Annotated in this window: 12 protein-coding genes and 1 pseudogene; 11 read left to right on the top strand and 2 right to left on the bottom strand. The window is 59.7% G+C overall.

The genetic code is table 11. From position 1 onward, the window contains the following. The first annotated feature begins 69 nt into the window (after positions 1–69). The 3 genes from NE852_RS32330 to NE852_RS32320 are packed head-to-tail and all read left to right on the top strand — an operon-like array spanning position 70 to position 2,748. A complete protein-coding gene (locus NE852_RS32330) occupies positions 70–1,263 on the top strand; it encodes a cytochrome P450 (protein WP_008532840.1) in 1,194 nt (397 codons plus the stop codon). 12 nt (positions 1,264–1,275) lie between these two features. After that, a complete protein-coding gene (locus NE852_RS32325; RefSeq protein WP_008532841.1) occupies positions 1,276–1,596 on the top strand; it encodes a 2Fe-2S iron-sulfur cluster-binding protein in 321 nt (106 codons plus the stop codon). 3 nt (positions 1,597–1,599) lie between these two features. Continuing rightward, the gene (locus NE852_RS32320; RefSeq protein WP_008532842.1) at positions 1,600–2,748 is read left to right on the top strand and encodes an NAD(P)/FAD-dependent oxidoreductase; all 1,149 of its coding nucleotides are present in this window, start codon (positions 1,600–1,602) and stop codon (positions 2,746–2,748) included. Positions 2,749–2,905: 157 nt separating this feature from the next. Here the strand turns inward: NE852_RS32320 and NE852_RS32315 are convergent. Continuing rightward, positions 2,906–3,345, bottom strand: a pseudogene (locus NE852_RS32315) (electron transfer flavoprotein subunit alpha/FixB family protein); the annotation flags it as partial. A 67-nt stretch (positions 3,346–3,412) separates the two neighbouring features. Here NE852_RS32315 and NE852_RS32310 point away from each other — a divergent pair. Both NE852_RS32310 and NE852_RS32305 read left to right on the top strand, forming a co-directional pair. Continuing rightward, positions 3,413–4,192 (top strand): fumarylacetoacetate hydrolase family protein, encoded by a 780-nt coding sequence (locus tag NE852_RS32310; RefSeq protein WP_037174186.1) that lies wholly within the window; start codon positions 3,413–3,415, stop codon positions 4,190–4,192. Positions 4,193–4,330: 138 nt separating this feature from the next. Continuing rightward, a complete protein-coding gene (locus NE852_RS32305; protein ID WP_008532847.1) occupies positions 4,331–4,864 on the top strand; it encodes a carboxymuconolactone decarboxylase family protein in 534 nt (177 codons plus the stop codon). A gap of 184 nt (positions 4,865–5,048) precedes the next feature. Here the strand turns inward: NE852_RS32305 and NE852_RS32300 are convergent, their stop codons facing one another. Beyond that, positions 5,049–6,050 (bottom strand): LacI family DNA-binding transcriptional regulator, encoded by a 1,002-nt coding sequence (locus tag NE852_RS32300; protein WP_037174212.1) that lies wholly within the window; start codon positions 6,048–6,050, stop codon positions 5,049–5,051. A gap of 359 nt (positions 6,051–6,409) precedes the next feature. Here NE852_RS32300 and NE852_RS32295 point away from each other — a divergent pair, with 359 nt between their 5' ends. The 6 genes from NE852_RS32295 (at position 6,410) to NE852_RS32270 (ending at position 12,749) form a co-directional block, all read left to right on the top strand. Beyond that, entirely contained in the window at positions 6,410–7,261 is an 852-nt protein-coding gene (locus NE852_RS32295) for a branched-chain amino acid ABC transporter permease (RefSeq protein ID WP_008532849.1), read from the top strand. 2 nt (positions 7,262–7,263) lie between these two features. After that, positions 7,264–9,006, top strand: a complete 1,743-nt coding sequence (locus NE852_RS32290) for a branched-chain amino acid ABC transporter ATP-binding protein/permease (RefSeq protein ID WP_037174189.1) — start codon at positions 7,264–7,266, stop codon at positions 9,004–9,006. Further along, positions 8,996–9,703: an ABC transporter ATP-binding protein gene (locus tag NE852_RS32285; protein ID WP_008532851.1), complete on the top strand. Its 708-nt coding sequence runs from the start codon at positions 8,996–8,998 to the stop codon at positions 9,701–9,703. The genes NE852_RS32290 and NE852_RS32285 overlap by 11 nt, the downstream gene beginning before the upstream one ends. Continuing rightward, positions 9,693–10,286, top strand: a complete 594-nt coding sequence (locus tag NE852_RS32825) for a cupin domain-containing protein (RefSeq protein ID WP_037174193.1) — start codon at positions 9,693–9,695, stop codon at positions 10,284–10,286. The genes NE852_RS32285 and NE852_RS32825 overlap by 11 nt, the downstream gene beginning before the upstream one ends. Before the next feature lie 47 nt (positions 10,287–10,333). Then, positions 10,334–11,650 (top strand): phosphopyruvate hydratase, encoded by a 1,317-nt coding sequence (gene eno / locus NE852_RS32275; RefSeq protein ID WP_037174214.1) that lies wholly within the window; start codon positions 10,334–10,336, stop codon positions 11,648–11,650. 97 nt (positions 11,651–11,747) lie between these two features. Beyond that, the gene (locus NE852_RS32270) at positions 11,748–12,749 is read left to right on the top strand and encodes a VOC family protein (RefSeq protein WP_008532856.1); all 1,002 of its coding nucleotides are present in this window, start codon (positions 11,748–11,750) and stop codon (positions 12,747–12,749) included. Positions 12,750–12,758 lie beyond the last annotated feature (9 nt).

Raw genomic sequence — 12,758 nt, 5'->3', positions numbered from 1 at the left:
CGCAAGGAAAGTCTCTTTGTAACTTCATCGCTGAGCAACTCGCTGGAGGGCGAGATTGGAGGAGATACAATGCCTGCAAACGATCAAAGATCTGTGCCCGCAATTTCGGATGTCTCGTTCGGCGAGCTTTTGAAGGATCCTTATCCGACTTTCGAACGCGCTCGCAAAATGGCTGCCATCGTCAAGATCGAAGCCGCCAATATCATGGTTGCGACCCGCTACGACGACGTCGTGGCCATGGAACGTGATTCTGAGACATTCTCGTCGGTCAATCCGCAATCCCTCGTCAACAAGGTCATGGGCCACACCATGATGCGTAAGGATGGGGAGCTTCACGCACGCGAACGCAAGGCCATCGAGCCAGCGCTGCGACCGGGCGCGGTCAAATCCTGTTGGGCACCGCGACTGGAAATCATTTTCGACGAGGTGGTCGCCACTTTCGAGAAAGACGGCGAGGCTGATCTGCTGAATGCGCTCGCCGCCCCGATGGCCGGCCGGGCATTGGCGGAGGTGCTCGGTTTCATCGACATCGACTGGCAGACGATGGCGCTCTGGTCGCAATCCTTGATCGACGGCGCCGGCAACTACTCGGCCGATCCCGAAATCTCCCAAAAGGCGGAGGACGCCGCACGCGGCGTTGAAGATGCAATCCAACGCGCGCTGCCCTACCATCGTGACCAGCCGAACGGTTCCGTTCTGTCTTCGATGCTCCATGCGGAGGATCCTCATAGCCTCGAGCAGATCTATGCGAATATCAAGGTTGCGGTTGGCGGTGGCCTGAACGAACCACGCGACTCCATCCTGACGCTGTTGCTCGGACTTCTCGAGAACCCCGATCAGCTGGAACGGGTCAAGGCTGACCCGAACCTTTGGCCGACGGCTTTCGAGGAATCCGTCCGTTGGATCTCGCCGATCGGCATGTATCCGCGCCGAGTGACGCGAGACGTGGTTTTTTCCGGCATCCAGCTGCACGAGGGGGACCAGATCGGCTTATGCGTCGGCGCGGCCAACCGCGACGGAAGCCGCTTCGAGGCTCCCGACCATTTCGACGTCTTCCGGGAAAAGAAATCGCATCTGGCTTTCGGGGCCGGCCCTCACTTCTGTGCCGGCGCCTGGCTTGCCCGCCATATGGTTGGTCGTCTTGTCGTACCCGGACTATTCGAACGCCTTCGCAATTTGCGTCTTGCCCGTCATGACGAGGTGCGCGTTCACGGATGGGTTTTCCGCGGGCCGACCACCCTGCCCGTGACCTGGGAGGTTTGAGAGGAGGAAAAAATGGCCAACGTCACATTCATACTTCCGGACGGAAGCGCACGTGCATGCAACGCATCCCTGGGTCTCAGCCTGATGGAGGTTGCCCTGCAGAATTCGGTGACGGGTATCGTCGCCGAATGCAATGGCGCCGCCGCCTGCGCGACTTGCCACGTGATCATCGATGAGGACCTCGCGAGCAGGCTCGATCCTGCCAGCGACCACGAAAATGACATGCTCGATTTCACCACCGCGGCCCGTGAACCCGGCAGCCGACTCGGTTGCCAGATCAAGGTGGACGCTCGGCTTGACGGCGCGATAATCCGCGTCCCCAGGGGGATGTAAACCATGGCCACGCGCGTTGTCATTATAGGCGCCGGGCAAGCCGGCTTCGCCGCGGCGGCAACACTGCGGCAGGAGAAGTTCGAAGGTGTCATAACGCTGCTCGGCGCTGAGGAGGTGACGCCCTATCAACGCCCGCCGCTCAGCAAGGCATACCTGCTCGGAACGCTTGCGGCCGAGCGCCTGTCGCTTCGCAATGACGACTTTTACGAGCGAAACGGGATAGACCTACGGCCCGACGAACCCGCACTCTCTATCGATCTCGCCTGCAAGACCGTCGAGACATCACGAGCGCAATTGCCCTACGATCATCTCGTTCTTGCCATGGGGTCCAGTCCGGTGCGCTTGCCGGCGTGTATGACGGAAGGCATCGACAGGATCTTCTACCTGAGGAGCAAGGCAGATGCGGATGCACTGCGACCACTTCTCGTTCACGGCGCTCGCCTTCTCGTCGTCGGCGGGGGCTATGTCGGGCTAGAAGTGGCAGCGGCCGCACGCCAGGCTGGTGTCGCGGTGACGCTGGTCGAGATGGCGCCACGTATCCTCAACCGCGTGGCCGCTGAACCGACGGCTGCCTACTTTCGGGAATTGCACCGCTCCCAAGGCGTCGACATCCGCGAGGGTACCGGCCTTGCTGGGCTCAAATCGGACGGTGCGGCGGTCATGGCCACGTTGGAGCACGGGTCGTCTCCGTCTTTCGACGCGGTTGTGGTCGGGATCGGTGTCCGACCTGAAACAAGTCTTGCAGAGTGTGCCGGCTTGGACACGCAAAGTGGCATCCTTGTCGACGCATTCGGCCACACATCCGACCCTGCAGTCTGGGCCGCAGGCGACTGCGCCGCGTTCGAACATGCCGGTGAGGTAATTCGGATCGAGTCGGTCCCGCACGCAATCGACCAGGCGGAACACGTTGCACGCAATATCCTCGGTATGAATGTTCCCTACCATCCCCGCCCCTGGTTCTGGTCAGATCAATATGCAACGAAATTGCAGATCGCTGGTCTCAATCGGGGCTACGATCGTACGACGACCACACTGGGCGCTACAGAAGCCAGCATGACCGTGTCCTATCTGAGCGGCGACCGGCTCCTTGCCGTCGACTGCCTGAACGATGCACGCAGCTTCATGCAAGCCAGGCGCAGTCTTGGTCTCTAAAGGTTACAACGATCAAGGTCACGGTGTCGTGGCAATAGGCTCGGCATCATTGTCGAGGGGGACGCTTCGAGCGAGGCGCGGCCAATAGTGCGCCACCGCTAAGCTCAGGTTCATGAGCCGGCTCGCAGCACCCCATCGAGCTCCCGGCAGGGCCTCGAAGATCGGCGACGAGACCGTAGTCGGCGACCTGGCACATCGGCGCCTCCTCGTCCTTGTTGATGGCGACGATGACCTTACTGCCCTTCATGCCGGCCAGATGCTGGATCGCCCCGGAGATGCCGGCGGCGATACAAAGCTGCGGGGCGACGACCTTGCCGGTCTGACCGACCTGCCAGTCGTTCGGCGCATAACCGGCGTCGACGGCGGCACGGCTGGCGCCGACGGCAGCGCCGAGCTTGTCGGCAAGCGGCAGGATGACTTCCTTGGACTTCTCCGCCGCCAAGCGCCCGGCCACCGGAGATGGTGATCTTCGCCGAGCTCAGTTCGCGGTGCATCCCTGATGAAGGTGGGCAGGTCAGCATTAGCCGCGGCGGCGATGGCTTCGACCGGCGACGAACTGCCTTCGGCCGCGGCGGCAAACAAGGCGGTGCGCACGGACCGGGAGAGGAGATGCGTTGACGAAACCCTGCCGGATGCGCTAACGTTAGCAAGAATGGAGACCAAGATGAAGATTGTACGCTACCAGGCAGCCGATGGAATTTACTACGGGGTCGAAAGTGAAGACAGGATCGAACGGATCGCTGGTGATCCGTTCCAGATTATCGAGCGGACCGGCGAGGTGGATCCGCTCTCGGATATCCAACTGCTATGCCCGGTCGATCGACCCCGGATCTTTGGGGTTGCCTACAATTACCGAGAGCACACCAGTGAATCCGGAAAGGAGCAGCCGACGCTGCCCGTTCTGTTCATGAAACCCAGCACGGCAGCGAGCGGAAACGGAGATGCCATCGAATATCCGTGCGACGGTGAAATCGTGCATTATGAAGCTGAACTTGTCGCCATCATCGGCAAGGGCGGACGCCACATCAGCAAGGAAGATGCCCTGCAGCACGTCCTTGGCTACACATGCGGCAACGATATCAGCGATCGCATCATTCAGCGCCAGGAAAGCAAATTCGGCTGCCTGTTGGCAGGCAAGGGCTACGATACCTTTGCCCCGATGGGTCCGGCCATCGTAACCGATCTTGATCCGACCGATTTGGACGTCATCCTTCGTCAAAACGGGATGGTCAAACAGTCGGGAAACACGCGAGATCTGGTTTACTCGGTGGCCGACATCGTTGCTTATCTCAGCCGCTTCATGACGCTTCTGCCAGGCGATGTGATCATGACCGGCACGCCGGCCGGGGTTGGCCCGATCCAGCTAGGCGACGAGCTCGAAGTCGAAATTCCCGGCATCGGCATCTTGAAAAATCCTGTCGTCGCCGCTTCTCATCGGGCCTAATTTCGCATCCGGAAAGATTTTGGTTGACCTCATATTTCGGAATGCTATCAATGCAAACGTTAGCACTTGACCTTGGTCACGGCACTTGCCTGGACGATTGGGCAAGTCGATCTACGACGGCAAATTGAGGGTGGAGAAATGGCACGAGTAAGATACGTCTCGAATTCGGAGCTGGCCGAAACGGAGCCGGCGCTCAACGCGCGCCTGCTGAACGAAAGGAAAGTTCCGACGGGAAACATCTTCCTTGCGCTTGCCAATGCGCCGGCGATCCTCAACGACTTCCTGACCTACGCAAATGCCGTGCGTGCAGCCGATCTCAGCCCCAAGCTGAGAGAAATGGCCATCCTTACGGTCGGCTATTGCACAAATTCGGAATACGAGGTGAAGCACCATCATTCTCATGGCCTCAAGGCCGGACTGTCGGAAGAGCAATTTCACGCAATACCGAACTTCGAAACTTCCGAGCTTTTTGACGAACAGGAAAAGGCCGTGATGGCGTTTGCCAAGGAGTCGACGCTCAACGTCGATGTTTCCGACGAGGCATGGAAAGACCTGGCGAGGTTTTTGACGGAAAAGCAGCTTGTCGAGCTCGCGATCAACGTTGCTTGGTATAACTCCGGTGTTCGTCTGATGGGCGCGCTGAAGATCGATCTCGAAGAGGGGTATCGATGATGGGTCGGTCAGCGGGGCGCTTTTGGCCTCGCTGGCTCGCTACATGATTTCGGCGGCGGCTCATCTTCGCAATCCGGAGCTATCAGCGTCTTGCCCTCGGCTGGCGGATGAATCGCGGCCAAACAAGAGAGGTGCGCGTTGCGTGAGACGTGCACCTCTCCGCTATTGAGCAGGCGTCACCGGGTTATGGAGCGCCCGTGCTGCCGCGAATGACCAATTGGGGAGGGGAAATGAAGCTGTAGGGTTTGCTGAGGTCACCCTTGTTCTGAAGGTGGTGCAGGAACCAAAGCCCGCAAGCGGTTGCCAACTCCGAAACAGGCAATTGGACTGTCGTCAGTCCCGGACCCCACCACCGATATCCAAGTTCATCGCCGAACCCGATGACCGAAATGTCTCGGGGAACGCTCAAAGCCTGGTCCTGGATTTCATCGATGACGCCGGAGGTGTTTTGGACCGCACCGATCACGAGCGCCGTCGGTCGATCCTTCAGGGAGAGAAGGCGCCGCACCGCCTCCCGTCCGAATTCGGGCGAGGAGGGCGCCCCCAGTTCCTCATGAACGACGATCGTTTGGCCAGAGTTTCTTACGGCGTCCCGGAAACCCTGCACGCGAGCCGCGCCGGTGGGCAGTTCTTCCGTGCCGCCGATATAAGCAATCCGTTTGTGACCTTCGTTGATGATATGTTCAGTGCTCTCGTAAAGCGCCCGTCTGTCATCAATCCCAAACCATTGATCGCCGAGCAGCGGCGCCTTTCGCAGCAATTGGATATGAGGCGTCATCTTCAGGATTCGCGCAGAATCGGGATGAGGCTTGGCGCTCGGGACGAGAATGATCCCGGCGACGTTCACACTCGTCAGTTCCTTGATGTGGCGAAGCTCATGCATGCGATCGTCGTCGGTTTCACACAAAGTCAGTTGGTAATTCGCCGACAGAAGGCAGCGCGAGAGAGCATGGGCGATCGTTGAATAAAAGCTGTTCCTGATATCTGGGACGATCAGTCCGACGAGATTACTCTGAACGCCGCGCATCATCCGTGCGGCGCGATTGGCAACGTAGCCCGCTTGAGCTGCCGCTTCGTTCACCTTTCGCTTCATCTCGGCGCTGATGCGGCGATCGTCGGCAAGAGCGCGCCCCACGGTCGAAGGGGAAACTTGAAGTACCGCGGCTATGTCTTTAATTGTTACCATTGTGCTCTGGCTCGAATGATCGATTTGGCCAACGATAGCATTGACGTCGCAGATGTCAAACTTTCCATACCGTTTAAGTAGCAATGATTTAATTTTTGCCCGTGACGTTAGGGCGCAATGACCGGTTACTGTATAAAAATAGAAATATTTCAGGCGATTAATCCTGTTGCGGGGATCGCCGCGCCAGCGCCGCTGCGGTCGCGGAGGAGCTTGGGCGCCACTTAACGTCTCCAAAGCCGTTGACATGAGGGTCGTGCTGTGGGACGAATGCTGTGCGAACGTTAGCGCAAACGGGAGGAGGCATAACGTATGGATGTTCTGGTATTCCTGGCATCGGTCATCACGTCAGCAGGACGCGGATGCCGATGACCGCCGCTCTCTTCTTGCAATCCGCTGTCGGCGGCGTCCTGTTGGGCGGGATCTATGGCCTGCTGGCGATGGGTCTCAGCCTGAGCTGGGGCCTGTTGAAGCTGGTGAATCTCAGCCACTTCGCGCTGGCGTTCCTTGGCGCTTACCTGACCTACCAGCTCGGCACCGTTTATGGCGTTCCGGCATTCTTGAGCGCTCTTCTGATCGCTCCGCTGTTCTTTGCGCTCGGCGTTGCCTTGCACAGCGTGTTCGTGCGCTTCAAGGTGAAGGAGTTCGCCTCTCTGCTGGTGACGTTCGGCGTCACCATCCTGATCGAGTCGCTGATCCAATGGATCTGGTCGGCCGACTTCCTCCGTTACGAAACACCCTATGCCCAGGCTACCATCCGTCTCGGTCCGATCTTCGTGCCCGTGCTGGAGCTTTCGGCCTTTGTCTGCGCCGGCGTGCTTGCTGGAGGCGCCTGGTACGCGTTGAACAGGACGATGCTCGGCAAGGCGCTGCGTGCCGCTGCCCATGACGCCCCCGTCGCGTCGGCTTTCGGAATCAATGCCACGCGCGTGTCATATATTCTGGCTGGCCTTTGCTCGGCGACAGCCGGGATCGCCGGCGTCTTCATCGCCCTGATCGGAACTTTGGCTCCATCTCAAATCGAGGCCTGGATCGGGGTCGTATTTGCCGTCGCCATCATTGGCGGATTGGGCAGCCCCATCGGAGCACTGGGTGCCGGAGTACTGATCGGCGTGGCCGAGAGCCTTACCATGTCCGTCGTCAATCCCGCTTGGGCGCCGCTCGTGGCATTCAGCGTGCTCATCGTCATCCTTCTGCGCAAACCGGTGATTTGACCATGAAAAAGCTTCTCATCACAGCGCCGATCGTGGCGGTTTTGGCCTCGCTGCCTTATCTGGGGATGGCGGATTACTACCTTTCCTACCTGTACATCATCTTCTTCTGGGTCGTGCTGGCAACGAGCTGGGGCATCCTCAGCGGTTACACCGGCTACTGGAGTTTTGGTCACGCCGCATTCTTCGGGATTGGCGTCTATACGACGGCCACGCTGACGACGCAGTTGTCCTGGCCTTTCGTCGCCACGATCCCTGCTGCGGCCCTGCTGGCGGCCGCAGTCGCCGTCCTGATTGGCTTGGTCGTCTTTCGCTCAGGCGCTCTGCGCGGCGAATTCTTCGCGCTGCTGACGCTTTCGGTGACGTTTGTCATCGCGGCCGTAGTGTCGAACACCTCCCTTGACTCCGGCACAGGCGTCTTCCTCTCGGGGATCGAAATCCCGATGATTGGCGCGACGGCGTCCGGCTCCCTCTACATATTCGGGCTTATCGCGGCTCTTGCGGCGCTGGCGACCTCATACTTCATCTTTCACAGCAAATTTGGTCAGGGCTTGCTGGCAATCCACGACGATGAAGACGTCGCAGAGGTGAAGGGCGTTCCGACGTTCCGCTATAAGCTGATCTCGTTTGCCGTCTCGTCGGCGCTTGCCGGCGCAATGGGTGCGATCCACGCCGTATATGTCGGATACGTCACGGTTGGCGAGACATTTGCTGTGACCGTGCCCCTCTATGTCGTGCTCATGAGCATTCTTGGCGGTGCTCGCCATTGGGCAGGACCTGCCATCGGCGCGGTCATGATCACCGTGCTGCAGAGCGCTATCGTCAGTGGCGCTCATGCGGAATTCGGCCGTGCGGGCGTAGCTCTTGCGCTGATCGTCGTCATCCTGGTGCTGCCGTCAGGCATCGTTCCCAGCCTCATTCGCAGGTTCGCCGGCAAGCGCAGCGGGATTGGCGCAGGCGAGGCGGCTGCCCAGGCCGTTACCGAGCTTGCCCCATCAGCCGCGGCAGGTTCCGATCCGGTGCTTCTCAAATGCGAGGACGTCACCAAATCCTTTGGTGGGATCCGCGCCTTGACCGGCGTGAGCCTGGACGTCTGGCGGGGTGAAATCCTGGCCCTGGTTGGTCCGAATGGCTCCGGCAAATCCACACTGATCAACATGATTAGCGGCCACTACGCCATGACCTCCGGTAGGATCACACTGGAGGGCGAGGAGATTTCCGATCGATCACCGCACTGGATCGCGCAGCAGGGCGTGGCACGGACTTACCAGATCCCGCGTTTGTTCGACAATTTGACCGTGCTGGAAAACGTTGAGCTCTGCGCGAAATTCGGCAGTGCGGATGGCATGGGCGCGGCAGCGGCCGATGCAGTCGCCAGGGAGGCGCTCGCCTTCACGGGCCTGGCCGACAAGGCCAACGTTCTGCCCGACGCATTGAACCTGCATGACCGAAAGTTTGTCGAATTCGCCAGGGCGCTGGCTGCAAAACCGCGGCTGCTCCTGCTCGACGAGGTGCTTTGCGGCTTGAATCCGGCCGAGGTCGACCACGCGGTCGAAATGATCAAGCGGATAAAGGCCGGCGGTACGACGATTATCTTCGTCGAACATCTCATGCGGGCGGTTGTCGCGCTGGCAGACCGTGTCGCGGTGCTTGATCAGGGCAAAGTTCTGGCACTTGGACATCCAAGCGAAACGATGCGGGATCCGGCAGTGGTCAGCGTATATCTGGGAGGCAGTCATGCTGCTTGAGGTCGATAAGATCGAGGTCGGCTACGGAGATGCGATCGCTCTGTGGGACCTGTCCATTAGTGTAAGGCCAGGCGAGATCGTTTCGGTCGTCGGCCCGAATGGCGCAGGCAAGAGCACGCTGGTAAACGCCATTGCCGGCATTCTTCGCCCGCACAAAGGAAAGATCGTTATCGAAGGTAACGACGTTTCCAAAGTGCCGAGCCACCGGGTCTGCGACTACGGCATAGCGGTGGTCCCGGAAGGGCGCCGTCTCTTCACCGCGATGACGGTCCTCGATAACCTGCTGCTCGGTGCCTACCGCTCGCTCGCTCGTGCGGAGCGCGACGCCACGCTCGCTGAGGTGTTTCAGCTTTTCCCTGTTTTGCAGGAGCGCCAGGCTTCATTGGCTGGCTCCTTGTCGGGCGGGCAGCAGCAGATGGTTGCGATCGGCCGTGGCCTGATGGCCAAGCCGCGCGTGCTGCTCATGGACGAGCCGTCGCTCGGGCTGTCGCCGTTGATCGTCGGCGAGATGTTCGAAATCATCCAGATGATCAACGAGCGTGGCGTAGCCGTGCTGCTCGTCGAGCAGAACGTGAACAAGGCGCTTGAAATAGCCCATCAGGCCTACGTGATCGAGCAGGGCCGTGTGACGGCCTCCGGAGCGCCTGAGGTCCTCATCAACGATCCGAGCATCAGGGAGGCCTATCTTGGCATCTGAAACTTCGAGCAGAAGAGTTCCCGTGCATATCAGGCGAGTCGTGACCGAGCACGGCAATAAGGGTGCTGCCCGGTTCGCTGAGGACGGTGCCGTGCCGCGCACTGATATATTCAAAACGGTCCCTGGATTGGTGTCGCGAATGATCTGGTCGACATCGGCTTCGACGGCCGTTCCATTCGACGGAACCGATCCTACTTCGCAGGTGACAAGCTTCGTCCCGGAGCCCGGCGAAACGCGTTTCCTCGTGCTAACGTTCCCACCGGATGCTGTTTTCATGTCTCCGGATTTCAATGGCCCGGCGGCTATGGCAGAAAATTTGGCGGTCAGTCCCGGTTTGGCCGAACGTTTCGAGCCGGATGGCAAACATCAAACGCCGACCGTCGATTATGGCATCGTGCTCGACGGCGAGATCTGGATGGAGCTCGACGACGCCAATGAGACCCGCTTGAGCCAGTTCGACACCTTCGTACAGAACGGAACGCGTCATGCCTGGCGAAACAAAAGCGACAGACCGGCAACCATCGCCGTGGTGCTCGTTGGCGCACGGACCCCCGATACGACGGATTACGATGACGGCCTGTGAGCCTCGATGATCCAAAATTTCAACCTGACTTTGTGGACCAGCTGAACATGATGAACACCGAAATTCGAAAAGTGCAGGGCCGTCGCGTCTGGGATTCCCGTGGCAGGCCGACCGTTGAGGTAGAAATCGAGCTGGTCTCCGGTGCCATCGGCCGGGCCATCGCACCCGCCGGCGCATCGACTGGGACCGGCGAAGCGCTCGATCTTCGTGACGGCGGCAGCGCCCTTGCCGGCCTGGGCATCAACAAGGCCCTGACTGCCGTCAACGGCGAGATCGCTAAACTGCTGGTTGGCCGGGATGCCAGGCATCAAGCCGAACTGGATCATGCCATCATCGAGCTTGACGGCACTAAGAACCGGAGCAGACTGGGTGGAAATGCATCTGTCGCGACGTCGATGGCGCTGCTTCACGCCGCAGCGGCGGCGGCCGATCAACCGATCTGGCGGCATCTTGCAGGCACCAACAAGGGAATTACCATGCCGCTGCCGGAGATCCAGATTTTCGGCGGCGGAGCGCACGCAGCGCGTCGTGTCGACGTCCAGGATTTCATGATCATGTGCCCTGCCGCCTCGACATTCTCGGAGGCCTTGGAGTGGACCGCTGAAGTCTACCGCGCCGCCGGTGAACTTATGAAACGTGCCGGCAAGCTCCAGGGCGTGGCGGACGAGGGAGGCTACTGGCCAGCCTTCACCAGTAATGAAGAGGCGCTCGATGCCCTGGTGCGTTCGATCGAGGCAGCGGGCCTGAAGCCAGGCGCCGAAGTTGCGATATCGCTCGACATTGCGGCTTCCGAATTCGGCCGTAAGGGCAAGTATTCGCTTGCGCTTGAAGACCGGCAGCTCGATACGGCCAAGATGATCGACATGCTTGGCGGCTGGTTGAAGGCATATCCGATCGTCTCGATCGAGGATCCGCTCGCCGAGGACGACCCTGATGGTTTCAAGGAATTTACCGCCCGCTACGGCTCCAGTTGCCAGATCATCGGCGACGACTTCTTTGTCACGAATGCGGCGCGGGTTACCGAAGCGATCAAGGAAAAAAGCGCCAATGCGGTTCTGATCAAGCCGAACCAGGCGGGCACGATCACAGAGACGTTCGACGCGCTCTCGGCTGCCAAAAAGGCGGGCTTTCGGACAATCGTTTCGGCGAGGTCCGGCGAGACGGAAGATGTGACGATCGCCCATCTGTCGGTCGGCTGGGATGCCAGGCAGCTCAAGGTCGGGTCGTTCTCGCGCTCCGAGCGCATGGCAAAGTGGAACGAGGTACTCCGGATCGAGGAGGCTCTTGGAAAAGAGGCTTCATTCGCTGGCTGGTCGGCGCTGAACTTGGCTGAAAAGCCGGCTGCGGTTGCCGCGGCAGGTTAGACGTTGGAGGGGCCGGTGGCGGGTCTCGCTCAAAAACGAACATTGACAAAAGATCTGGCCATTTTATGCTAACGTTAGCAACGCAAACGAGGATGACATGCTTCCGGCTGTTAATTTGAAACCTCCCTTCAACATCACGCGCTTCAGCCACGTCGTGCTTGAAGTCAACGATGTGGAGCTTAGCCGCGATTTCTACGTGAATGTCGGCGGCCTCGTCGAAACGGAATTCGCGGACGGTGTTTCATACCTTCGCGGATTGTCCGAAGCCTGTCATCACAGCCTCGTCCTGGCGCCTGCCGGCGGGCGGCCGACATGCAGGCGGATCGGATATCGGGTATTTCTGGAGGAGGACCTCGACAAGGCCAAGGTCTTCTTTGATGAGAAAGGGCTTCCGGCAGAATGGGTCGAAGTTCGAAACCAGGGACGGACCCTGCTGGTCAGCGATCCGTCGGGCGCTCGCATCGAGCTTTGCTCCAGCATGAGCGTCCATCCCCGCAAGTTTCTCGAGGTGCATGAACATCGTGGCGCCCGGGCCCAGGGCCTCGACCATTGCCAGGTCATGGTTGCCGATCCGCTCGGTCTAAGCGCGTTCTACGGTGAACTCGGTTTCCGGACGTCCGAATATATCGCGGCAGGCGACAATCTCATTGCGAACTTCATGTATCGCAAAGGTGTCTGCCTCGACCTGGCATTGGTGCCCGGGATCGGCCCGCAGTTGCATCATTTTGCTTATACGGTTGGGGAAAGCAGCGATATCTTTGCGGTGTGTGACTTTGCCAGCCGTTATGGATATGGAGACAGCGTCGAGCGCGGCCCCGGGCGCCATGGCCCATCGGGAGTCCTGTTCGTCTATCTGCGCGATCCGGATGGACATCGGGTGGAGTTCTTCAACAGCCACTACACCACGATCGACGCGGAATTGGAGCCCATTCGTTGGGACGCGTCATCCCTTAGCACCAATGTGCATTGGGGGATGCCGGCCGTCTCGAAATGGTTCTTCGAGGCCAGCGAATTTACCGGAGTGCCGCTGAAGCATCCCGAGAAAATGCCGAACCCTATGACGCTGGAACGCTACGCAGAAGAGCTGGCTAAGAGCTGAGACCTGCCG

It is taken from the genome of Rhizobium sp. Pop5, from assembly GCF_024721175.1.
In the GTDB taxonomy this organism is placed as follows: domain Bacteria; phylum Pseudomonadota; class Alphaproteobacteria; order Rhizobiales; family Rhizobiaceae; genus Rhizobium.
This window is presented reverse-complemented; position numbering and strand designations above follow the sequence as displayed.

Coding starts and splice junctions, on each gene's coding strand:
- NE852_RS32330 (WP_008532840.1), top strand. CDS start 70: ATGCCTGCAAACGATCAAAGATCTGTGCCCGCAATTTCGGATGTCTCG.
- NE852_RS32310 (WP_037174186.1), top strand. CDS start 3,413: ATGAAGATTGTACGCTACCAGGCAGCCGATGGAATTTACTACGGGGTC.
- NE852_RS32295 (WP_008532849.1), top strand. CDS start 6,410: ATGCCGATGACCGCCGCTCTCTTCTTGCAATCCGCTGTCGGCGGCGTC.
- NE852_RS32285 (WP_008532851.1), top strand. CDS start 8,996: ATGCTGCTTGAGGTCGATAAGATCGAGGTCGGCTACGGAGATGCGATC.
- NE852_RS32305 (WP_008532847.1), top strand. CDS start 4,331: ATGGCACGAGTAAGATACGTCTCGAATTCGGAGCTGGCCGAAACGGAG.
- NE852_RS32300 (WP_037174212.1), bottom strand. CDS start 6,050: ATGGTAACAATTAAAGACATAGCCGCGGTACTTCAAGTTTCCCCTTCG.
- NE852_RS32325 (WP_008532841.1), top strand. CDS start 1,276: ATGGCCAACGTCACATTCATACTTCCGGACGGAAGCGCACGTGCATGC.
- NE852_RS32320 (WP_008532842.1), top strand. CDS start 1,600: ATGGCCACGCGCGTTGTCATTATAGGCGCCGGGCAAGCCGGCTTCGCC.
- NE852_RS32290 (WP_037174189.1), top strand. CDS start 7,264: ATGAAAAAGCTTCTCATCACAGCGCCGATCGTGGCGGTTTTGGCCTCG.
- NE852_RS32270 (WP_008532856.1), top strand. CDS start 11,748: ATGCTTCCGGCTGTTAATTTGAAACCTCCCTTCAACATCACGCGCTTC.
- eno (WP_037174214.1), top strand. CDS start 10,334: ATGATGAACACCGAAATTCGAAAAGTGCAGGGCCGTCGCGTCTGGGAT.